Annotated in this window: 19 protein-coding genes and 2 riboswitches; of the genes, 13 read left to right on the forward strand and 6 right to left on the reverse strand. The window is 41.6% G+C overall.

All coding sequences use genetic code 11. The features are described from left to right. Positions 1 to 3: 3 nt before the first annotated feature. Complete coding sequence (gene recU / locus WD019_RS05220) at positions 4 to 612, reverse strand: Holliday junction resolvase RecU (protein WP_026676988.1); 609 nt, start codon at positions 610 to 612, stop codon at positions 4 to 6. Positions 613 to 669: 57 nt separating this feature from the next. After that, on the reverse strand, positions 670 to 912 hold the full coding sequence (locus WD019_RS05225; protein WP_026676989.1) for a glutaredoxin family protein: 243 nt from the start codon (positions 910 to 912) through the stop codon (positions 670 to 672). Between the two features lie 113 nt (positions 913 to 1025). Between WD019_RS05225 and WD019_RS05230 the strand changes: the two genes are divergently transcribed. The 5 genes from WD019_RS05230 (at position 1026) to WD019_RS05250 (ending at position 5086) form a co-directional block, all read left to right on the forward strand. Continuing rightward, a complete protein-coding gene (locus WD019_RS05230; RefSeq protein ID WP_425710843.1) occupies positions 1026 to 1985 on the forward strand; it encodes a DUF2515 family protein in 960 nt (319 codons plus the stop codon). A 346-nt stretch (positions 1986 to 2331) separates the two neighbouring features. Next, on the forward strand, positions 2332 to 2835 hold the full coding sequence (gene racA, locus WD019_RS05235) for a chromosome-anchoring protein RacA (protein WP_051291353.1): 504 nt from the start codon (positions 2332 to 2334) through the stop codon (positions 2833 to 2835). 63 nt (positions 2836 to 2898) lie between these two features. Beyond that, positions 2899 to 3267 (forward strand): YppE family protein, encoded by a 369-nt coding sequence (locus WD019_RS05240; RefSeq protein WP_026676992.1) that lies wholly within the window; start codon positions 2899 to 2901, stop codon positions 3265 to 3267. A 120-nt stretch (positions 3268 to 3387) separates the two neighbouring features. Next, the gene (locus tag WD019_RS05245; RefSeq protein WP_026676993.1) at positions 3388 to 3909 is read left to right on the forward strand and encodes a hypothetical protein; all 522 of its coding nucleotides are present in this window, start codon (positions 3388 to 3390) and stop codon (positions 3907 to 3909) included. 13 nt (positions 3910 to 3922) lie between these two features. After that, a complete protein-coding gene (locus WD019_RS05250) occupies positions 3923 to 5086 on the forward strand; it encodes a DEAD/DEAH box helicase (RefSeq protein WP_026676994.1) in 1164 nt (387 codons plus the stop codon). A 23-nt stretch (positions 5087 to 5109) separates the two neighbouring features. Here the strand turns inward: WD019_RS05250 and metH are convergent, their stop codons facing one another. The 4 genes from metH to WD019_RS05270 are packed head-to-tail and all read right to left on the reverse strand — an operon-like array spanning position 5110 to position 12698. Further along, a complete protein-coding gene (gene metH, locus WD019_RS05255) occupies positions 5110 to 8559 on the reverse strand; it encodes a methionine synthase (protein ID WP_425710844.1) in 3450 nt (1149 codons plus the stop codon). A gap of 5 nt (positions 8560 to 8564) precedes the next feature. Beyond that, positions 8565 to 10403, reverse strand: coding sequence for a bifunctional homocysteine S-methyltransferase/methylenetetrahydrofolate reductase (locus tag WD019_RS05260; RefSeq protein WP_425710845.1), 1839 nt, complete (start codon positions 10401 to 10403; stop codon positions 8565 to 8567). Positions 10404 to 10416: 13 nt separating this feature from the next. Then, complete coding sequence (gene metC, locus WD019_RS05265; RefSeq protein ID WP_425710846.1) at positions 10417 to 11589, reverse strand: cystathionine beta-lyase; 1173 nt, start codon at positions 11587 to 11589, stop codon at positions 10417 to 10419. Next, the gene (locus tag WD019_RS05270; protein ID WP_425710847.1) at positions 11586 to 12698 is read right to left on the reverse strand and encodes a methionine biosynthesis PLP-dependent protein; all 1113 of its coding nucleotides are present in this window, start codon (positions 12696 to 12698) and stop codon (positions 11586 to 11588) included. The genes metC and WD019_RS05270 overlap by 4 nt, the downstream gene beginning before the upstream one ends. Before the next feature lie 83 nt (positions 12699 to 12781). Then, positions 12782 to 12906: riboswitch (SAM riboswitch) on the reverse strand. Positions 12907 to 13066: 160 nt separating this feature from the next. Here WD019_RS05270 and WD019_RS05275 point away from each other — a divergent pair. The 8 genes from WD019_RS05275 to WD019_RS05310 all read left to right on the forward strand — a co-directional run bounded on the left by WD019_RS05275 (position 13067) and on the right by WD019_RS05310 (position 23451). Then, positions 13067 to 13969, forward strand: a complete 903-nt coding sequence (locus tag WD019_RS05275) for a rhodanese-related sulfurtransferase (protein ID WP_425710848.1) — start codon at positions 13067 to 13069, stop codon at positions 13967 to 13969. A 105-nt stretch (positions 13970 to 14074) separates the two neighbouring features. Beyond that, positions 14075 to 14182, forward strand: a riboswitch (SAM riboswitch). 73 nt (positions 14183 to 14255) lie between these two features. Next, the gene (locus WD019_RS05280) at positions 14256 to 15545 is read left to right on the forward strand and encodes a homoserine dehydrogenase (RefSeq protein ID WP_425710849.1); all 1290 of its coding nucleotides are present in this window, start codon (positions 14256 to 14258) and stop codon (positions 15543 to 15545) included. A gap of 149 nt (positions 15546 to 15694) precedes the next feature. Then, a complete protein-coding gene (gene aceB / locus WD019_RS05285) occupies positions 15695 to 17314 on the forward strand; it encodes a malate synthase A (protein ID WP_425710850.1) in 1620 nt (539 codons plus the stop codon). 138 nt (positions 17315 to 17452) lie between these two features. Continuing rightward, a complete protein-coding gene (locus WD019_RS05290) occupies positions 17453 to 18211 on the forward strand; it encodes an IclR family transcriptional regulator (RefSeq protein ID WP_026677001.1) in 759 nt (252 codons plus the stop codon). A 235-nt stretch (positions 18212 to 18446) separates the two neighbouring features. Continuing rightward, on the forward strand, positions 18447 to 19271 hold the full coding sequence (locus WD019_RS05295) for a transketolase (protein WP_026677002.1): 825 nt from the start codon (positions 18447 to 18449) through the stop codon (positions 19269 to 19271). Further along, a complete protein-coding gene (locus tag WD019_RS05300; RefSeq protein WP_425710851.1) occupies positions 19272 to 20219 on the forward strand; it encodes a transketolase family protein in 948 nt (315 codons plus the stop codon). It abuts the gene before it with no gap. Positions 20220 to 20262: 43 nt separating this feature from the next. Further along, positions 20263 to 21714 (forward strand): four-carbon acid sugar kinase family protein, encoded by a 1452-nt coding sequence (locus WD019_RS05305; RefSeq protein WP_425710852.1) that lies wholly within the window; start codon positions 20263 to 20265, stop codon positions 21712 to 21714. 3 nt (positions 21715 to 21717) lie between these two features. Further along, on the forward strand, positions 21718 to 23451 hold the full coding sequence (locus WD019_RS05310; protein WP_026677004.1) for a thiamine pyrophosphate-binding protein: 1734 nt from the start codon (positions 21718 to 21720) through the stop codon (positions 23449 to 23451). Positions 23452 to 23463: the final 12 nt, after the last annotated feature.

The following is a 23463-nucleotide window of genomic DNA, read 5'->3' on the forward strand; positions in this document are numbered from 1 at the left end:
GAGTTATTCCCCATCGAAGTACATTTTATCAATAATTTGCAAATAGTCAATTCTCGGGTTATAGCCGATCTGTAGGGAATAACCATGCTTTTCTATATATGGTTTTGGGATGGATTTTCTGCCATTTTGCTGATCTTCCCAAAATGAGACCAGATGTGATGAATCAAGAATATAGAGTTCGTCTGTCAGGGAAAAGCGTAGCAAAACAAAGCTGATTCCGCCGTGTTCAGCGACCGCTATCATATGCTGAATTTGATGATCGTGAAAATTACGGAGCGGAAACGATTGTTTATTTTTTGTTTCCTTTGCTTCAAAATCGATATATTTTCCTCTGTAAATTCCATTGTAGTCCGTTGTTGAAGCGAGTTTAAAATAAGCTTCTTTTATGACGGCGGCGGATCTTCTCGGATATTCAACGGATACGATTTGCACCGGTGTCGGCTTTTTGTGGATGACCGCCTTATTATGAAGTAAATAATATTCATTGCTCTTGTTAATATCTTCCTCGAGCGTCATTCCACGGTTTCCATATTCAATCGTACGGGAATCACTTTTTGACGGCTGTAGAAGGCCGCTCCGTTTTTTTCCGTTCGGATAATTGATCGTCGCCATAGCAATCACTTCCTTACTTAAGAATAAAGAAAGGCTATGCGGATTGGGCATAGCCGATTAGATATTTAAGTGTTTTTTTAGCGATTCCTGGTTAAATCCCATTACAACATCCTTAGAGCGCCCGTCAAATATTACGGTTACAGGAGTAGAGCTGGCGCCAAGTTCGATTACCTCGTTTAAATAGGCAGGATTTTTACGGATGTCACGTTCTTCATAAGGAATATGATTCGCTTTTAACCATTCTTTTTCAGCAAAACAGGGAGGACACGTTTCCTGGGTATAAATAATCACTTTTTTCATCCGCAATGCCTCCTTAAAAAATGTAATTACTATCCTCAATAAGTTTACATCTTTTTTTGTGAAGTGACAAATAATTTTTATAAGGACAAGAGGTATGAAGGAGTGTTTACTATATGAAAGAGTTGACGAATGAAGAACGATGTTTGCTTCAATGGATCATGGAAGAAACGGAAAAAGGAAACGTGGATAATATTTCACGTACCGTATTTTATGAGAAATTTTACAAGCGGCATCGAGAAATAAAATGGTCCTTCTTAGCCGCCATGGTTTCCCGGAACGCCGGTTACAATATGTGCGATTTAAAAGGAGAGTGGGTTGGAAGAGTCCTTTCTGAGAAGACACGCAGTTGGCTTTTTTATACATATGAACGCGCAAATTGGCTGATCTTTTCTGATGCTTATCCACAGCTTTTGCTTTATGAGCAGAGTAAAAGTACGGGAAAACCTTTATTTCATTTGCTTCCATATTTAAATGTGTCACGTTTCATGAAGCGGGAGTGGGAAGTCTTTTGGATGGTAAAAGACGAGGAACGGCTCTGGACGTCATTAATCATTAATGAACAACATGTCATTCAAAAACCGGTTATTGAACATCCTTTTTTAAAACGGAAAGTATTTCGGTCTTTGCCATTTAAAATGCAAGAGTGGTTTCATTTCAGCACCGTTTTGTTCCCGACAAGAAATGGAGAGATTTACGGGTTATCGGTAAACGGGTTTCGAAGTGTCGAAAACAGGATTTTGCTTGGCAGAAGGCTTGGCTGGCTTCTTTTTCAATCGAAATGGAAGGATGATTTTTTGGATTTCGCTTCACATACCGATCATACAGGTTCTCGTTTCGATTATGAAAAATACATTTATCCATGGAAGAGGAAGGATACCCCTTTTTTAAGAATGGCCTATCCCATCATCAAACATGGACGTGGCAAGCTGCCGGATTGGAGCCTTAAAAAAAAGAAATTAGGGCAATTTTACAAACCGATCTCCCTTCCTGAACAGGTCTTACTTACGGATTGGTATGAAAAAAAGCAAAAGCAAATGCAAGTTGGGATTTTGCTTGAGGAATTATTTATGTAAAGGGCCGGCTGGTCTTGCCGGCCAATCATTTTTAAGTTGCAGGGAAATTAGGACCTTCTAATTTTTTGTCGCCGTACCCGTCTTTTCTCTCTTCTCTTGCTCCTTGCTTTTGTTCTTTTGGCTGATTTTGTTGTTTATTTTTCGGATTCATTATTCGTTCACCTCCTTATGATAGTGTGAGATGTACAAGTGGTTTTATTCAAAGATCGTAAGCTGTTGTCGAAAAGAAAGAGTTTGAAACGAATTCCACTTTCTTTGCCGAATAAGTACTAGTTTTGTCAGGCGGGAAGGGAGAGGAAAGGAAAGAAAGAATAAGTGTAGTACAAGAAATACGGGAGGGGAACGAATGATGGAAATGGTAATGAAAACAAAAACAGTTTCGGAACAATTGGGAGTCAATCCGACAACAGTACAGCGTTGGGTCAAGCATTTCAAAATCGACTGTCAAAAAAATGAACATGGCCATTATTTGTTTACTGAACACGACGTTCATCAATTAAAACAAATTAAAGAACAACTGGACGCCGGATTGCTAATGAATGATATTCAACTTAGAACGGCGCAGGAGGCGAGATACAAAGAGGAGGAAAAACCGTTTGACCAGCGGTTTAATCATCTGCTTGACCAATTGGATCGGCTGGAAAAGAAAATTGAGCAAAAAGCGGACGATGTGTTATCTTACCAGGTTCTTCAGCACGCCTCAGAAATGGACGAAATGATGAAACGACTTGTAAAAATTGAAGAAAAAATCGAGGATCTTGAAGTCCAATTACTGAAGCTTCCTGAACGAGAAATGGAACTGGCGGCGAAACCGAAACGGAATTGGCTAGTCAGCTTGTTCACATTTTAATCCATTTACTCCGTGCATTTTAGCCTTACTTTTGGTAGGCTAAAATTTGTAAGGGGTGAAACGATGGAGGGGCAATTACTCGAATTAACGAATGAAATGCAAAGGCTCAACAGAACAGCTTTTTCCCAATATGTGAACAAAACTAAAGAAGGGTATACCGCAGATTTTTATAAGGAAGTAAAACCGTTTGCCGATGGGGTGCTTCATGTTTCAAAACAATGGGCTGAGCTTGCTGAAAAGTGGGTCATGGACAACAGGCCGAAATATTTATACCCGTTGCAAATTCAAACGACATTTGACAACATTAATCTTGTTTCCGTTCTTGCCTTTCAAAGCGATACGAAAGAAAAAAGGTTGAATGAGATGATCAAGTCAATTGATTATGTTCTCGATAACTTAAGGGCATCCCTGGAAAAAAAGATGGCATATTAGCCGTCTTTTTTGTTGAATCATCATAAAATTTCACGTACCGTATTAGTAATTTAAAAATAAATGAAGTATAATAGGTTGAAATTTTATGATAACGGGTTGAAAAAAGGAAGTAGGGAAAACATGTTTGATCCAACCATTTACGAAAATTTAAAAGTCATTTTAGAAGGCATTGTTTATGACCTTGACTTGAGCGGGAAGCTGGAGATAACAAACCGAAGGGATCTCGTTGATCTTGCAAGAATGTCAAGGATGTATTCGATTCGCGTGCGGGATACGAAAAACCGTTTTCGCCCATTAGAAGCGGAAGTTGTCTTGCATACAGAATTACAAGACCTTGCAGGAGAAATTTTGGAACAGCAACATATAAGTAGCATTGGCTGTCATTTTACGGTAAAGTTTTATTTATCTGTACAAAATATTGAAAGTGAATGTCCGGTGATCGAAAAAATGATTAAACGGATCTGGGCCATGCCATTAAACGTTACGCAAAGACTTGCATATACATACGGAATGCCGCATGGAAGCTATGATAATGAGATCACTTTAGAAATTTTTGATAAAATAAATGAGGAAAATAGCGAGAAAATCACATCACTCGTCGAGCGTGTCATAATAACGTTTGAAAATTTTTCAAGAAGATAAAAGGAGTCAAGTAATGGATATAAAACATTTTCAACCATTTATTCAAAAAGCCTGGGAAAAAGCAGGGTTTAAACAATTTACTTCGGTTCAGGAAAAAGCGATTCCTTTTTTATTAGAACATCAAGATGCTATGATTGAGTCGGCAACAGGAACGGGGAAAACGCTTGGGTATGCACTGCCTGCTTTACAACGAATGGATACGTCAATTGCAAATGCCCAGGCCATACTTCTTGCGCCGACAAGGGAGCTTGCCATGCAAATACATGCCGTGTTGCAAAACTTTTCCGAAGGCAGCGGGATCACGGGCGCTGCACTAATCGGAGGGGCGGCGATTTCGCGGCAAATAGAAAAATTAAAGAAAAAGCCGCACTATATTGTGGGGACGCCAGGAAGAGTTTTGGAGCTCATCAATGCGAAAAAATTAAAAATGCATGAAGTGAAAACAATTGTAATTGATGAAGCGGATATTATGATCGATATGGGGTTAATGGACAGTGTTCAGTCCATTATTAAGGCAACAACGAAAGACCGGCAGCTTGTTTTTGTCTCCGCTACCATTTCAAGTAAAACAAAAGAGCTCGCGAACGAGTGGATGAAAGAACCGATTTTCGTTCGAGTCGAAAACAAAAAAACGGGCGAGACGAATGTTGAACATTTGTACATGGTCAGTGAAAGACGGGATAAGATTGAAAATCTCCGCAGACTGATAAGGCATCATAATGAAATGAAGGCCCTCGTCTTTATTAGCGAAAATATGCGATTGGATGAGTTTGCAGCAAAGCTTGAGTATAGAGGAATATCGTTGGGTATTCTGGCAGGCCGTTCATCAAAACAAGAACGGGAGAAAGTGCTTCGGGAATTCCGGGCAAGTAAGCACGCGATATTGCTATCAACGGATATCGCGGCAAGAGGATTGGACGTTCAGGGAATTACGCATGTCATTCACTTTGATTTACCCGAGTCAAATAAGCAGTTTGTCCATCGTTCCGGCCGGACGGGAAGAATGGGAGCGAAGGGAACGGTCATTTCACTTGTAACGGAAAAAGAAGAGAGGATTCTTCTAAAATGGGCAAAACAGCTTGAAATCACCGTGCAAAAAGCCTATTTATATAAGGGCAGCTTGATAAAAGAAAATAGAAGTAATTCTCCTGTAAGGAAAAATAACAAAAAAAGATGAGCCGAAAGTTTCGGCTCATTTTTTTATCCATTTAAAACATTAAAATACCGGGCTTCAGGATGGGCAAATACAATTGCTGTTACAGAGGCTTCCGGCTCCATCATGCATCCGTCTGTTAATTCAATGCCAATGTCCTCAGGACGTATGAGGTTAAACAATTTCTTTTGATCTTCCAGCTCAGGGCATGCCGGATAACCAAAAGAGAAGCGTTGCCCCTGGTAACGGGCTGAGAAACGTTCCCGCATCGTGAAGTCAACAGGATCAGGGAAGCCCCAGCGGTCGCGCATTTGTTGATGGATAAGCTCCGCAAATCCTTCCGCTGTTTCGAGTGCCAGTGCCTGAAGAGCATGGCTTTCCAAATACCGGCCTTCATCTTTTAATTTCATGGCGCGTTCACGTATGCCACGTCCAGCCGTTACTGAGAAAAAGCCGACATAATCCATAATTCCACTGTCAACCGATTTCAAGTAATCCGCAAGGCAGAGATATGGTGCTGCAGGTTGTCTTGGAAATTCAAACTGTTCAATAATGGTCGTTTGATCTTCTGGATCGTAAATATAGATTTTTTCACCATCTGACTGGGCAGGGAAAAATTGATATAGAGCGGCAGGTTTGATCCAATCATTTACTTTCGCCTCGTATATTAATTGGTCGACAACTTCTTTTACTTTTAAGGTTCGTTCATCTTTTTCTTCTAGCAATCTTGAAATTTTCCCTTTGACACCTAAATGATGGCCAAGGAGCATTTGCATATTAATATACGGCTCAATATGAGAAACCGAATAGCTTTTCAACAAATGCCGCTTTGTATCTTTCGGGATATAAACAGGCGCCTCCGCTGATACAGAAGAACGAACTTTAACAGCAGTAGCTACAGCGGAAGACTCTTCATTTGCTACGGGCTCGAGTTTCGCTTTCTTTTCCACAGTTTCTGTCAGCAGACGTTCATATTCTTCAGTCGATTGAAGCTGATTAGCCAGCGACAATCCATTCATCGCATCTTTTGCGTACAGTACAACCCCATCATACTCTTTCGCAATTTTCGTGTCGGTGAATTTGCGCGAGAGAGCGGCCCCTCCAACTAAAATAGGAATAGAAATGCCGGCTTCCCGCATATCCTGGGCGGTAAGAACCATTTGTTGGGCCGATTTCACCAGAAGTCCGGAGAGCCCGACAATATTCGGCTTCTCCCTTTTGACTGCTTCGATTAATTCGGCTGGTGTTACTTTAATGCCAAGGTCAATTACGTTGTAGCCGTTATTGCTTAAAATAATATCGACCAGGTTTTTACCAATGTCATGCACGTCTCCTTTAACCGTTGCGAGCAATACTTTTCCTTTTGAAGAAGATGAAGCGTTCTTTTCCATATATGGTTCCAGAAAGGCTACGGCCGTTTTCATCACTTCCGCGCTCTGGAGCACTTCTGCCACGATTAATTGATTGTCATTAAACAAGCGGCCGACTTCCGCCATCCCGTCCATTAGCGGCCCGTTTATAATATCAAGAGGCGCACTATACTCATCTAGCGCCAGCTCGAGGTCTGGGATCAGACCTTCTTTTGTTCCTTCAACGACGTAGTAAGCAAGCCGTTCCTGTAACGTCATATCAGGAAGTGTGGATTTCGCTTCTTTCTTTTTCCCCCGATAAAATGCCGTAAATTCGGCTAACGCTTCTTCCGTTGTTTCGAAAAGCAATGTTTCTGCCATTTTTACTTCTTCATGCGATATTGACGCAAATCGTTCTAATTTTTCTGTATTGACAATCGCATAATCGAGCCCCGCTTGCGTGCAGTGATATAGAAACACGGCATTTAAAATTTCTCGTCCAACAGGCGGGAGACCGAAAGAGACGTTGCTAATTCCGAGTATTGTCAAACATTCCGGAAAATGTTCCTTAATTAAGCGAATGCCGTCAACGGTTGCTTTCGCTGAACCGATATATTGTTCATCGCCCGTACCAACAGGGAATACGAGCGGGTCAAAAATAATGTCGGTAGGAGAAACATTGTATTTGTTAACAAGTAGATCGTAGGATCGTTTCGCAATTTCAAGTTTTCGGTCTGCTGATACTCCCATACCCTCTTCATCAATTGTTCCAACGACAACCGCACCGCCATAGCGGTGGAGGAGGGGAACAACCTTTTGGAATCGTTCTTCACCGTCTTCCAGGTTAATCGAGTTGATGATCGCTTTTCCCTGTGAATATTGCAACGCTTTTTCGATGACATGATCATCAGTTGAATCGATGACGAGCGGGACTTTTACTTTTTTGACCGCTTCTTTAATGAAGTTTTCCATGTCCTTAAGCTCATCGCGATCCGGATCAGCCAAACAAATATCGATGACATGGGCGCCGTTTTTCACTTGAGCGCGTGCGACTTCAGCGGCTTCTTCGAATTTTCCTTCGGCTATCAACCGTTTGAACTTACGTGAACCGATCACATTAGTCCGTTCTCCCACCATGATGGGGCGTAAAGTCGGATCATCGTAAATGAAGGGTTCGATACCCGAAACCGTGTGGACTTGTTTTTCTTGAATGCATCTCGGTTGATATTTTTTCATCGCTTCCGAAATCGCTTGAATGTGGGCAGGAGTCGTTCCGCAGCATCCGCCAACGATATTCAGCCAGCCTTTTTCTGCAAAGCCGGAAAGTTTCAGCGCCAACGATTCAGGCGTTTCATGATATTGCCCTTCTTCATCAGGCAGACCGGCATTTGGATAACAGCTAACCGCCGTCGTCGCGAGTTCCGATAATGACCGAATATGGTCTTGCATAAATTCTGGTCCTGTTGCACAGTTTAATCCGACAGCGATCGGATTCATATGCTCAAGGGAAATGTAGAAGGCTTCTATCGATTGACCGGCCAGTGTCGTACCCATCGGTTCAATGGTTCCGGAAACGATGAGTGGCAGTTCTTTCCCTGTTTTTCGGAACGCGTTTTGTATGCCAATAAAGCCGGCTTTCACATTGAGCATATCCTGGCTCGTTTCAAGCAATAAAAGATCGACGCCACCGTCAATAAGACCTCTTGCTTGCTCTTCATATACGCCAGCAAGTGCTTCAAATGTCGTTCCACCGGTTACGCTTAATGTTTTCGTCGTTGGTCCCATTGAACCGGCGACAAATCTCGGCCATGACCTCGTTGAAATTTGATCTGCCGCTTCTTTCGCAATTTCCGCCGCTATTTTATTAATTTCATAGGCTTTGGAACCGAGATGGTATTCATCAAGCACAATGCTCGTTCCGCCAAACGTATTTGTTTCAATAATGTCGGCACCTGCTTGTAAATATTTAATGTGAATAGATTCGATAACGGAAGGCTTAGTAATATTTAAATATTCGTTGCAGCCTTCGAACTCCTCGCCGCCGAAATCATCTGCGGTCAATTGTGCTTCTTGAAGCATCGTGCCCATCGCACCGTCCATAATGAGTATTTTTTTTCTAAGTTGTTCTGTTACTGATGGTTTAGACATTTTTCTTACCTCCTGGCTGTTAGGGCAAAGCTTCTGCTCTTAGCATAGTCTGTGAGTTCAACCGTTAATTCGTAACGTAGAAACGGTGTAATCAAATAGATGCCGTTGAAAAGTTCCATTGCCGCATCTAATAGCGATTTTGCGATTGCGAGTCCTTCCTGGCTCGCTTTGGCTGGATTATCCTTATAACGCGACATGCGCTCACGGACGCTATCCGACAGTTTAATTCCCGGTACTTCATGATGTAAGAAATCGGCATTTTGACTGCTAGTAAGCGGCATAATGCCAATGTAAACAGGTTTATCTAAATGTTTGACCGCATCATGGACTTCCAGGAGTCGCTCTTCAGAGAAAACCGGCTGGCTAATGAAATAATCGGCACCGCACTCGATTTTCTTTTCAAGCCGCTTGACCGCTTTTTCCAACGAACGAACATTCGGATTAAACGCTCCTGCGACCGAAAAAGAAGCCTTTTGCCCGAGGTCTTTTCCGGAGAGAGAGATCCCTTGATTGAACTGTTTGATCATTTGAATGAGTTCAAATGAAGTGACATCATATACGGAAGACGCTCCCGGCAAATCGCCAACCTTCGTCGGGTCGCCCGTTACGGCTAAAATATCGGTCAAACCGAGTGTATGAAGTCCCATCAGGTGAGACTGCAATCCAATTAAATTATGATCCCGGCACGTAATGTGAATAAGGGGACGAAGACCGATATCCGTTTTTACTAATGAACCAAGTGCGCTATTGCTGATTCTTGGGGAAGCAAGCGAATTATCAGCCATTGTAATTGCATCAATCCCAGCTTCCTTTAATGCTCTAGCCCCTTCGAAAAAACGGGCCGTATCTAGTTTTCTTGGCGGGTCTAATTCTACGATAATCGATTGTCTTTCTTTTACAATATCGTGAAGTGGAGTGATATTCTGGCCAGGCGTTTCCCTCACTACGATTCTTTGTTTCTTCTGTTTAACGGTTTTTTCCGTGACCGGCCGAGCACCTTTCAATACGTTTGAAAAGGCACGGATATGTTCAGGTGTCGTGCCGCAACATCCTCCAAGCAAACGAACTCCCTGGTTGCGGAATTTCGTTGCGCATTCATTAAAATAGTCGGCGTCCCCTTCGTACTGAAATTTGCCATCATTGTAGGATGGGAGGCTTGCATTCGGATAAGCGGATAAATAAGCATGTTTTGGAATCGATACTTCTTCTAATGTTTGCAGCATATGATAAGGTCCTAACCGGCAGTTTAGCCCAACAATATTTGCTCCAAGATCTTCTAGTGTTGATAATGCTTCTTGTATAGGGGTGCGATCTTGCAAGATGCCGACTTCCTGAAGCGCAATCTGGGCAATGATCGGCAAATCCGTTTCTTTTCGCGCGATTTGCAAGACGGTTTCTAGTTCTTCGATATCATAATAGGTTTCTAGAATAACTCCATCTACTTCTTCCATTAATAGACAATACAATTGTTCGCGAAAGCTTCGTTTAATTTCTACCACCGTGACCGAGTTTGGCTTGATCGAACGAATTCCGCCAATCGTACCGAGCACATACGCGTTGTCTCTTGCCGCTTTTTTCGCTAAGCGAACGGCGGCACTATTAATATCTTTTACTTGATCCTCAAGCCCGTAACGTTCGAGCTTAAAATAATTAGCGGCATACGTGTTCGTCTGAATGATATTCGCTCCAGCTTCAATATAGGCACGATGAATATTTACAATTTGATCCGGCTCAGATAGATTTAATTCTTCAAAGCAACAATCCGTTCCATAAGAATAAAGAAGGGTGCCCATCGCTCCGTCGCCTATTAATATGTTCGTTTTTAATTCATCCAGTAGTCCCATCCTTATTCTCCTTTCATGCAAAAACTTTCTTAGATGCAAAAAGTGCCTTATCGAGGTCTTTCATAAGGTCTTCAGGGTTTTCAAGTCCAACCGACAATCTTAATAGAGAGTCGGATATTCCTCTTTTTTCACGTTCATGTTTCGGCATGGCCGCATGTGACATTTTTGCCGGAAAAGACAGAATCGACTCAACGGCACCTAAACTAACAGCGAATACCGGCAATTGAAGTTGTTCTAAAAATGAACGGAGATCAACTTCGTTCCCTAGCTCAAAAGAGAGGACGGCGCCCGGACTATTCGCCTGGCTGCTTTGAATTTCATATCCCGGGTGGGAAGAAAGTCCCGGATAATAAACGTGTTTAATCAATGAATGCTCCTGTAAAAAATTTGCGATCTGCTTTGCTGATTTTACCGATTGTTCCAGCCGTACATGGAGAGTTTTTAGCCCTCTAAGAATAAGCCAGGCATCTTGAACGCCAAGGATGGCGCCAAACGAATTTTGCAAAAAGCCGAGTCTATTCCCGAGTTCTTCATCATTTGTTACTGCAAGACCGGCAACGACGTCGCTATGTCCTGACAAAAATTTTGTCGCGCTATGCAAAACGACATCCGCGCCAAGTGAAAGTGGTTTTTGCAAAGCAGGAGTCAAAAACGTATTATCAACAAAGGTAAATGCCCCGATGTTTTTTGCCAGGGAAGACAGAGCCCGAATATCTGCAACCTTTAAGAGCGGATTGGATGGTGTTTCAATATAAATAAGCTTTGTATTTGGACGAATCGCTTGTCTTACCGCATTGATATCCGTCATGTCAACAAAAGTGTGATCAATTCCGAATCGCGAGAGAACTTCCGTGACCATTCGGAATGTTCCGCCATAGACGTCATCCGGCAATATGGCATGATCTCCTTGTGATAATAGAAGAAAGGCCGTTGAGATGGCGGCCATTCCTGAAGAAAAAGCGAACCCTCTTGTACCTTCTTCCAATTGAGCGATTGTCTCTTCCAACGCTTCACGTGTTGGGTTTAAAGAACGGGCGTAGTCGTATTTGCCGAAATGGTCAACATCCGATTGATGAAAGGTCGATGCATGTTGAATAGGAACACTTACCGCACCTGTTGCCGGATCATATTTATTGGAATTATGGAGCAACCGGGTTTGAAAGGTATAGTCTAGACTATCGCTCATTGTAATACCCCCTGACTTACTTTGCTTAAACTGTGTGCAAGATCTTTAATTAAATCATTTACATCTTCAATACCTACAGAGAAGCGCAACAGTCTGTTGCATACGCCAGTTTTTATCCGAATTTCTTCAGGAATATCGGCATGTGTCTGTGTCGCAGGATACGTAATAAAGCTTTCCGTACCTCCTAAACTTTCAGCAAATGTGATCAGTTTCAATTCTCGCAAAAACGGGTCGACCCAGGACTCGTTCACCAAACGGAATGAAAGCATTCCGCCTTTTCCGGGATAAAGAACATCAGTAACCGCTTCGTGATTCGCTAAAAACTGGACAATCGTTTTCGCGTTTTTTTCATGCTGTTTCATGCGCAATGCCAATGTTTTCATGCCTCTCATGAGAAGCCATGAATCGAACGGACCGAGAACGGCTCCGGATGCATTATGATGCTTAGCGAGCAATTCACTTAACTCTTTTCCTTTCGAAATGATTAAACCCGCTAGTACATCATTGTGCCCTCCCAGATATTTCGTTGCACTATGAATGACGATATCCGCTCCATCTTTAATCGGTTGCTGGAGAAGCGGTGTGTAAAAGGTGTTGTCAACTATGAGCAGTATTTGGTGTCTCTTCGTTATTTCCGCAACTTTTCGAATATCGGCCTGTTCCATTAATGGATTCGTTGGTGTTTCAAGAAAAACCGCTTTCGTATTTTCTGAGATAGCTGCCTCGATTTCGTCACAACAGGAAGTATCGACATAAATACAATTTAATCCCCATTTACGGAATCCTTCTTCAAATAAACGGTACGTGCCCCCGTATAAATCTTTAGAAACGATGAATTCGTCACCAGATTGAAAGAGTGCGAGCACGGTAAGGATTGCACCCATTCCTGAACTGCAAGCAAAGCCTGCGTCCCCGCCTTCAAGGTCGGCGATCGTTTTTTCAAGAAGACAACGTGTAGGGTTGCCCGTGCGTGAATAATCATAGCCTGTTGATAGGCCGATCCCATCGTGGCGGTAAGCGGTAGAAAAATAGACTGGAGGATTTACAGTTCCAGTAGCGTTTTCACTTCGGTTTCCAATTTGTGCGAGTTTTGTTTCGATTTTATACATTTCCCCATCTCCTCTAAAGTAGTAACGAAAAATAAAAAAAGCCTTCTATAAGAAGAAGACTTTAAAACCGATAACAGTCGTTCTTCTTATCTTCCAAGTCCATAAGAGCTGAACTTGTTGGAATTAGCACCTTTTCAAGCGTTTTGCCGGCGGCTTGAAGGTTGCTGAGGTGTCATCGGGCCAGTCCCTCTACCTCTCTTGATAAGAAATGAGTTGTTTTCATTTAATTTTCTTAACTTTACAACAGATGATTTGAGATTGCAACAAATTTTTTTCCATTTTCAAACGTTTCCTCATTTGAACACTTTCTTTTTTGATGTTTTTTGTTATGATAGGGAAGGATATTTTAGCAGGTGGTGGAATGAAACATGAATTTTAGAGTATTGCTATATTATAAATATGTACCAATTGATGATCCTCAAAGCTTTGCGGAAGAACATTTGAATTACTGTAAAGAATTAGGATTAAAAGGACGCATTCTTGTGGCGAGCGAAGGGCTGAACGGAACGGTTTCAGGGACGGTGGAGCAAACCGATCACTATATGGCTGACCTCCGAAAAGACCCGCGCTTTTCTGATATCGTTTTTAAAATCGAAGAGGCTGACCAGCATGCCTTTAAAAAGATGAAAGTGAAAGTGAAAAAAGAGATTGTGAATTTAAGCCTTGAAGAAGACATTAACCCGAATGAACTGACGGGAAAACATTTATCACCTAAAGAGTTTTATGAAGCGATGCAGCAAGAAGATGTCGTCATTTTAGATGCGAGAAATACGTACGAGTACGATCTCGGCCATTTTCGCGGAGCGATTCGTCCGGATATTGAAACTTTCCGTGACCTGCCGAAATGGGTTCGGGAAAACTTCGAGCAATTTAAAGATAAAAAAGTTTTAACGTATTGTACTGGCGGCATTCGCTGTGAAAAGTTTTCCGGCTTTTTAATCAAAGAAGGATTTAAGGATGTTTCCCAGTTAGAAGGGGGCATTATCACTTACGGATATGATCCAGAGGTGAAAGGAGCCCTTTGGGATGGAAAATGTTATGTTTTTGATGAAAGAATCTCCGTTCCTGTTAACCGCACGGGTGAAGAAAGGATAGTCGGGAAATGCTACCATTGTGGAAGGCCCGAAGAACGTTATGTCAAGTGCGGAAATCCTGAATGCAATAAACATTTGCTTATGTGCGAAGAATGCGAGCGTGAGCATAAACGCTCTTGCAGCAAAGAATGCGCCGAACATAAGTGGAATCGTTATGTAAAAGAACATGCCATTTAAAAAAAGATTTTTACTAAAAATCTGAAAAAGGCATTGACTTTTTCAAATTCTCCGTGTTACATTATTAACTAATTTAAGATGCTAGTAAAAATAACATATATTGGACTCTTATCCAGAGAGGCTGAGGGACTGGCCCGATGACGCCCGGCAACCTTCAAACAATGTTTGAAAAGGTGCTAATACCTGCAGGAAAATTTTCCTGATTGATAAGAGGAGGCGAGCGAAAACCCCTCTTCTTATGAAGAGGGGTTTTTTTATACCTTGATACTTATCTGGAGGGATAAAAATGAATGAAAAAAACGGAGAAAATAAGGGAATTGAAAAACAAATCATTAAAGTGGCGCTTCTGGGATTAGGAACGGTAGGATATGGGGTATTTACAGGGCTTGTTGAGAAAAAAGGTCATTTTAGCTCTTTATTAGGGAAAGCAGTTGAAATTACCGGGATCCTCATTCAAGATCCAACTAAGAATAGGGAACTGCCGAAAGATGTTTTTGTAACGACAAATTTTCAGGAACTCCTTCAAAAAGACAAGCCGGATGTTGTTGTTGAAGCCATCGGGGGAAAGGAACCGGCATTTACTTTTATCAGACAATCTCTTGAGTCAGGGTGTCATGTCATATCGGCGAACAAAGACTTAATTGCTCGCTCTGGAAAAGAACTTTTGCAAATCGCTCAGTCAAATGATGTCCGCTTTGTGTATGAAGCAAGTGTCGGCGGTGGAATTCCTGTTTTGCGAACGATTAAAGAGTTGCTCCAGGTTAATCGAATCGAGAGGGTTGAAGCGATTCTTAATGGAACGACGAATTTTATTTTAAGCTATATGAGAAATCATCGTTCATCTTTTTATGAAGCACTGGAAATTGCCAGGCAACAAGGATACGCTGAAGCGGATCCAACGAATGATATTGAAGGAATCGACGCTTTTTATAAAGCGATGGTGTTATGTGATTGGGTGTTTGGCGAGCAACCAGATTGGGATCATGTGCAGGTAAAAGGAATTAAAGATGTCCAAACGGAAGAGCTGCTGCTTGCTGAACAATCTGGATTGCGATTAAAACAGCTCGTTACAATAAATGAAACGCTTGACGTTCAAGTAACACCGATCTTTGTCGATCAAGAACATCCGCTTTATGGTGTAGAAGGAGTCGACAATGCCGTTCGAATAAAAACGGATCTACTCGGATATTTAACGTTGCAAGGAGCCGGTGCCGGAGCTTTTCCAACTGCAAGTGCCATCCTTGAAGATTTAATTTCGGTGTACAAAACAACAAATAAAGAAAAAGTGAAGACAGGAAAAAGGGAAGAGAAGCGAAAAGAATCTAAAGAAAGCAACGTCTTTGCCCTTTTTATTAAGAATGTCTTAAACGAGAAAGAATTTAGCGATATTGTTAAAAAGATCGAATCTTCAGTTGACCTTCTACATGCAAGTGGCGAAATTGAAAATGGCAACGCGTTTGTCTTAGTGAAAGGAAATCTAGAATCAAATTGTATTGGACATGAATTTTCCGTTTATCCGGTCCAGATAACAAATGAACAAATGTTTACACGTGTAAAAGAAAAAGCAGTTGTCTAATTGATCGAAAAACACCTCATCTTTAGAGATGAGGTGTTTTTGGCTGAAATAATTGAATTTTTTTAAAAATATTGGTACAATCATAAAAGGGAACGACGTTCTATAATAAGCAACGAAATTCAAGATAGAATAGTGAAGGGAGTTTTTTTATGACAACGAGCAATGTTGATCGTTTGCAGGGAGTAGAAATTAAAGGGAAAATGGATCAGGGCTTTGCTGAAATATTAACGGTGGAAGCGCTGGAGTTTGTTAAGAAATTAGCGATTGAATTTGAAGAAGAAAGACAGCAGCTAATGAAGCTTCGGGATGAAAGACAGGCGGAAGTTAACCGCGGAAAGCTACCAGAATTTCTGCCGGAAACAGAACACATTCGCAAAGGGAATTGGAAAATTAGTTCGGTACCGAAAGACCTTCAAGACAGAAGAGTAGAAATTACCGGCCCTGTAGATCGAAAAATGATCATTAACGCCCTAAACTCTGGAGCAAATGGCTTTATGGCCGATTTTGAGGATGCAACTTCGCCAACATGGGAAAACATTGTGCAGGGGCAGATCAATTTACGGGACGCTGTGAATAAAACGATCAGCTACATCAATCCGGCAAATGGAAAGAAATATGAATTAAATGATAAAACGGCCACCCTTATCGTTCGTCCACGTGGTTGGAACTTGATGGAAAAACATCTCCTTATCAATGGTGAGCCTGTATCTGGAGGATTGTTTGACTTCGCCATTTATTTCTTCCACAATGCAAAAACATTGATTGAGAATGGATCCGGTCCTTATTTTTATTTGCCGAAACTAGAGAGCCACTTAGAGGCGAGATTATGGAATAAAATATTTGTCAAAGCGCAGGAGGAATTAGGAATCCCGATAGGGACCATTAAAGCTACCGTTTTAATTGAAACGATATTTGCTGCTTTTGAAATGGATGAAATTCTTTATGAATTGCGAGATCATATTGTTGGCCTTAACTGTGGCAGATGGGATTATATTTTTAGCTATTTGAAAAAATTCCGCAATCTTCCAGACTATATTCTGCCGGATCGTTCGGTCGTGACTATGACAAGTCCATTTATGAAGGCGTATTCGTTATTGACGATAAAAACGTGCCACAGGAGGGGTGCTCATGCGATGGGTGGAATGGCGGCGCAAATTCCCGTGAAAAATGATGAGGAAGCAAATCAAAAGGCGATTGAAAAGGTGTATGAAGATAAAAAACGGGAAGCGACGAACGGCCATGACGGAACATGGGTCGCCCACCCGGCACTTGTTCCGGTTGCAAAAAGTGTATTTGATGAATTTATGCCTGGTCAAAATCAAGTGGACAAACAATTGGCGGATATTGAAATTACAAGCGAAGATTTATTGGAAATTCCAACTGGTCCAATCACAGAAGAGGGATTAAGAACAAATATTAATGTCGGAATACAGTATATGGAAGCGTGGTTAAGAGGAAGTGGAGCAGTGCCTATTCATCATTTAATGGAAGATGCTGCGACTGCTGAAATATCGAGAGCCCAGGTGTGGCAGTGGATTCGGCATCCAAAAGGGGTATTAGAAAACGGTCAAAAGATTACATTTGAGCTCTTTTCCCAATATGTCGATGAGGAACTGGAAAAAATTAAACAGTCCATTGGAGTTGAAACGTTTGAGCAAGGCAAATTTGATCAGGCGAGACAATGGTTTGAAGAGTTGACGAGAAATGAAGAATTTGAAGACTTTTTAACCATTTCCGGCTACGAACTATTAATAAAAGAAGGAAAGTAATCGCTTAAAGGGATGTGCTTTGAAGGCATATCCCTTATTTTTCAAGAATTTCGAGACTATTCTAGTTTAATAAAGGTGGATGAGCTATAATGGATGTAATTAAAGAAATAGATTGGATGGGTTAGCGAGGGGATTTGTATGGTTAAATCAATTGACAGAGCATTAACAATCATAAAATTAGTAAGTTCGAGAAAAGACGGCTATGGTGTAACCGAGTTGGCTGAGCAGCTGGAATTAAATAAAAGTTCGATTTTTCGTATTTTGGCAACGTTAGTCGCGCACGGGTTCATTGAGCAAGATGCAGAGACGAAAAAATATCGATTGGGCTATCAATATTTAGAATTGAGCGCGAAATTATTAGATTCCATTGATATTCGCAAGGAAGCAACTCCTTATTTAAGGCAATTAGAAGAAATCTCAAACGAAGTCATTCATCTGGTCATCTATTCGCAAAAAGAAGCAGTCTATATTGAGAAATTGGAAGGCAGTGAAACGTTAAGAATGCACTCGCAAGTTGGAAAACGGGCTCCGATGCATTGTACAAGTGCAGGGAAAACGATTCTTGCCTATCTCCCTAAAAATGAAGTAATGGAAATCATTGAACAAAAAGGTCTTCCAAGGCATACGGAAAATACGATAACGAATCCGGATGAACTGTTTAAAAATCTCGATGAAATTAGAAGAAACGGCTACGGAATTGAAAGGGAAGAAAACGAATTGGGCATAACATGCATTGCTGCCCCCATCTTTAATCATCGGGGAACTGTTGTTGGAGCAATCAGCATTTCCGGAACATCAATGAGAATGACAGAAGAGCGCATTGATACTTTAAAAGATCAAGTCATGAATGTTTGCAGAAAAGTATCTGAGCGATTAGGCTATAAGACCAATAATTAAAATCATAAAGGCATGGATCCATGCCTTTATGATTTTAATTATTAGAAAATTTTTAAAAACCCCTTGAAAGTATCATTTTCAAATGGTATTATTTTTTTAAAGATTAATAAGAAACGCTGTTTTGTAATAAGCAACAAGAAGTAATTTGTGAAAAATTAACGAATATGTTGCTCCTTTTTTTAAGCAAACAATAGAAACGGCGTTTTGTAATAAGCAACAAAGGAGGAAGTATGAAATGGCGTTAACTTCAGAAAGAAAAGAAGAATTGACGAAATTAACAAAACAAATTCGCCGGCACATTGTGAAAATGACACATCATGCAGGCAGTGGACACCCGGGAGGTTCATTATCTGCAACCGAATTAATGACGGTTCTATTTTTTGATCACATCAATGTTGATCCGCAAAACCCGGATTGGGAAGATCGCGATTGCTTCTTCCTTTCAAAAGGGCATTGCACGCCGGTTTATTATTCCGTATTAGCAGAAAAAGGGTTCTTTCCAGTAGAAGAACTTATGACGTTCCGTGATGTTGACGGGCGATTGCATGGCCACCCTTGTGCAGAGCATATTCCTGGTGTCGACATTTCCTCGGGTTCACTCGGACAGGGGTTATCAGTGGCAAATGGTGTCGCACTGGCAGCGAAGCTTGACGGAAAAGAAAGACGCTCATATGTCATGATCGGAGATGGCGAATCTCAAGAAGGGCAAGTTTGGGAAGCCGCCATGACAACGGCCCACTATAATTTAGACAATGTGTGCGCCATCATCGATTGGAACAAAATTCAGCTGGATGATTTCGTTGAAAACGTAAAAGGAATGAAAGATTTTGCCGCAAAATGGAGGGCATTTGGCTGGCATGTTGTAGAAATTAACGGGCACGACCTTGATGAAGTTGATGAAGCATTTCGGGAAGCAAAGCGGATCAAAGGAAAACCAACAGCGATTCTCGCCCATACCGTAAAAGGCAAAGGCATTTCGTTCATGGAGGATACACATAAGTGGCACGGATTGGCACCAAATGATGAGGAATTAGAATTGGCTTTAAAGGAGTTGGTTTAAATGACAATGCAAAAAGCACCTCGTGAAGGATTTAGTGAAGCGCTTATTCGCTTAGGAAAACAATATGACGATTTAGTCGTACTTGATGCCGATTGTGCGAAATCCAATATGACAAATTTCTATAAAGACAATTTTCCAAACCGCTTTTTTAACATAGGAATTTCAGAATGTGATTTAGTTGGGACAGCGGCAGGACTTGCCATTGCAGGAAAAGTACCTTTTGCGAATGCGTACGCAAACTTCCTGACCGGACGCGCATTTGACCAGATGCGAATCTCGGTTTGCTACTCCAACAATAATGTGAAAATCGTCGGACATAACGCAGGAACATCTGCTGCGCAAGAAGGAGCGACACACTTGCCGCTTGAAGATATCTCGCTTATGCGTTCCTTGCCAAGAATGACCGTCATCGTTCCAGCAGATTCATTAGAAATGGAAAAAGCGGTCGAAGCAGCCTATCACTTTGAAGGTCCAGTCTATTTAAGGGTGGGTAAACTTCCTGTTCCAATTGTGACAAATGAAGACGATCCTTTTGAAATTGGAAAGGCAATTAAATACCGCGAAGGATCCGATGTCACGCTTATAAGTACTGGCATTATGTTAGATGAAACGTTCAAGGCGGCCGAACAGCTTGAGCAAAAAGGCATTCAAGCCGAGGTACTTCATGTACACACCATCAAGCCAATCGATGTAGAGGCGATTACAACATCCGCAGCGAAAACGAAACGGGTAGTTACGGTAGAAGAACATTCGATTATTGGCGGGCTGGGTAGCGCTGTCGCCGAAGTTTTAGCAGAGCAACAACCAACTCCACTTAAACGCGTTGGAACAAACGACCGTTTCGGTGTTTCGGGAAAAATGCCAGAACTATTGGATTTCTTCGAATTAAGAGCGGCAAGAATCGCCAAAACTGCAGAAGAATTAATCGATATCGCATTAGTCAAATAAGGAAAGTTCGAATAGGCAATCAACTTGAAAGGGGGTAGAAAGAATGAGCATTACATTTCAATCCATGTACGAAGAAATCATGGAAAATATATCAAATGAAAATGTAGATTCACCGCTGCGCAAAAAGATTTCAGAGAAACTCAAGCAAACGAACCATAAGTTGATCATATTAGACGATGATCCAACCGGTGTGCAAACGGTTCATGATGTAGATGTCATTACAAGCTGGGAAAAAGAATGGCTCAGGGAAGGGCTTTCAGACGATAAAAATGTTCTTTACATTTTAACGAATACAAGAAGCTATACTCCTGAAGTGACAAAACAAATCAATCAAGAAATCATCTGTAATTTAATCGATGTGACGGGTGAACTGGGTGTTGACTTTTCCGTTATTAGCAGAAGCGACTCAACATTAAGGGGCCATTACCCGTTAGAAATTTCCGTTATTGAAGAAGTATTAGCTGAAAGATCAGGGTGGGAAATCGCGGGACATCTTATCATCCCGGCTTTTTTTGAAGGGAAGCGATATACGTTCGATGATACTCACTATATTGTCGATGGAAAAATGCTCGTACCAGTTCATGAAACCGAATTTGCGAATGACTCCGTTTTTGGATTTTCCACAGCCCATCTCCCTAAATGGGTGGCGGAAAAAACAGAAGGGAAAAAAGCTGCTGACGACGTTTTGACGATTTCAATCACTGACATCAGGCAAGGCGGTGTCGATAAAGTGTTAGAACGATTGCTTTCTGCAGAAAAAAACGCTCCAATCGTTGTCAATGCAGCCAACTACAATGATTTAGATATCGTTTCTTTTGCCGTATTAAAAGCGATTGACAAAGGTAAGCGATTTTTATTTCGGACGGCAGCATCATTTGTCAAATCAATCGGTGGAATCGGGCAAAAGCCATATTTAGACGCAGGTGAAATGATTGCAAAGACTAGTGATCACAGATACGGGGGATTGCTCGTTGTCGGTTCGCATACAAAGAAAACGACAGATCAATTGACGGATTTAATTAAAGAAATTCATGTCCGGCCGATTGAAATTAAAGTTGAACATATCCTGGATTCCACTAAGAAAAACGATGAGCTTGCACGAGTTTGCAATCTGTTAGAAGAATCGATAATGGCTGGAGAAGATACGGTCATTTATACAAGCCGTAAAGTCATAAAGGCTAAAAGCAAGGAAGAAAATTTAAAGTACAGCCAGACGATTTCCGCCACACTTGTCGAAGTCGTCCGCTCATTAAAAGTAACGCCAAATTTCATTATGGCAAAAGGTGGAATCACGTCAAGCGATGTTGCGACACAAGGATTGGAAATTAAAAAGGCCAGGATTTTGGGCCAGGCGGCTGCAGGAGTACCTGTACTCTTAACCGGTGAAGAAGCGAGGTTAAAACATGTCCCGTACATTGTCTTTCCCGGAAATGTCGGGGATGAAAATACGATCACATCGATTATTAGAAAAATACATCAGTTGAAGGGGAGATAAAGAGTGGCAAAACAAAAGATGACCGCAGCAGAAGCAATTGTGTTCTATCTTGAAAAAAGAGGGGTTAAACAAATTTACGGAGTGCCGGGAGCCGCAATTTTACCTGTTTATGATGCAATCCGTGAAAAAAGCAAGATTCAATCGTATGTCGTTCGCCATGAACAAACCGGTGCATTTATGGCAGATGGTTATTCCAGGGCAACCGGGGAAGTTGGGGTATGTGCGGCGACTTCTGGTCCTGGGGGAACGAACTTCTTGACTGGGCTTTACGGTGCATGGATGGATTCCGTACCGATGATCGCTTTAACCGGCCAACAAAAATCAACGCTTATTGGAACGATGCAATTCCAGGAAGCTCCTATCGTTGAAATGGCAAAACCGGTAACGAAAGCCGCCTACCAGCTAACTGATGGAGCAAAAGCTGCTGAACTTATCCATGAAGCATGGGAAACAGCAACGAAAGGAAGAAAAGGTCCAGTTTTAATCGATCTTCCTTTAGACCAGCAAAAAGTCGAAATTGAGGTAGATTTAGATGAATTGATTGCGTCTAGCGAGCCAGAACAATTGCCTCAAGCAACAGATGAAGATATCGAAAAAGCGCTCGAGTTTTTAAAAGATTCAAAAAAACCGGTTCTCGTCTCCGGTGGTGGTGTAATTCTTTCAAATTCTACAAAAGAATTGAAAGAATTGGCTGAAACCTTGCAAATTCCTGTTGTAACTACTTGCATGGGGATCGATACATTCCCTAACGACCATCCGCTTTTTGCCGGACGTATGGGAACAATGCTTGATACACCATATGGAAACAAAACGATCCTTGAGTCTGACTTAATCATTAACCTTGGCGGACGTTTCGCAGACAGAAGTACCGGCGATGTGAAAATCTTTAAACGTGACGCAAAAATCATTCACGTAAATATCGATAACAAAGAAATCGGCAAAGTCGTACCGACAGAACTTGGTGTCGTATCTGATGTTAAGACATTTATGGTGAAATTAACAGAAAGCTATAAAAAGCTTGGAGCTGATGTGGCGGCTACAGCGGAAGCCACGGCAAAAATTGACCTTACAGAAGAAAGAAAGAAACACGCGCGGAAAACAGATTTCGAAGATCTGCCAATCAAACCGCAACGTGCCTTAAAAGAATTGAGAGAATTTTTAGATAGAGATGCTATTGTAACACATGATTGTGGAATTAGTCAAATCTGGTCAAACCAATTATTTGAAACGTATGAACCTCGAACATTCTTAATTACCGGCGGTGCTGGAACGATGGGATGGGGATTAGGTGCAGCAATGGCGTCGAAGCTAGCCTTCCCTGAGCGCCAATGTGTCAACATTCTCGGTGATGGTTCGTTAGGAATGTCGTTGCAAGATCTTGCGACTGCTGCAAAGCACAATATCCCGATCATCGTGTTCTGTATGAATAACTCACTCTTAGGCTTGATTCGCCAGCAGCAAAACTGGTTCTATGGCGAGCGCGCCATTGATACAGACCTTATTTATAAAAACGAACTTTGTGACAATGAAGAACGCGGCATTGACTTTGTCAAAACGGCTGAAGGAATGGGTGTGCGCGGGGAGCTTGTAACCCATTACAACCAAATTAAGCCGGCGTTAAAACGTGCTGTTGACAGCGGCAAACCGTATTTAATTGAAGTTGTTGTCGATCCGGCTGCCGTTTGTGGATTCTCTAACAACGGTACATTAACAGGATTCGATTATTCCCAAAACTAATCAAGTAAAGCA

The organism is Fictibacillus sp. Mic-4 (genome assembly GCF_049843615.1).
GTDB classification, from domain to species: Bacteria; Bacillota; Bacilli; order Bacillales; family Fictibacillaceae; genus Fictibacillus_A; species Fictibacillus_A gelatini.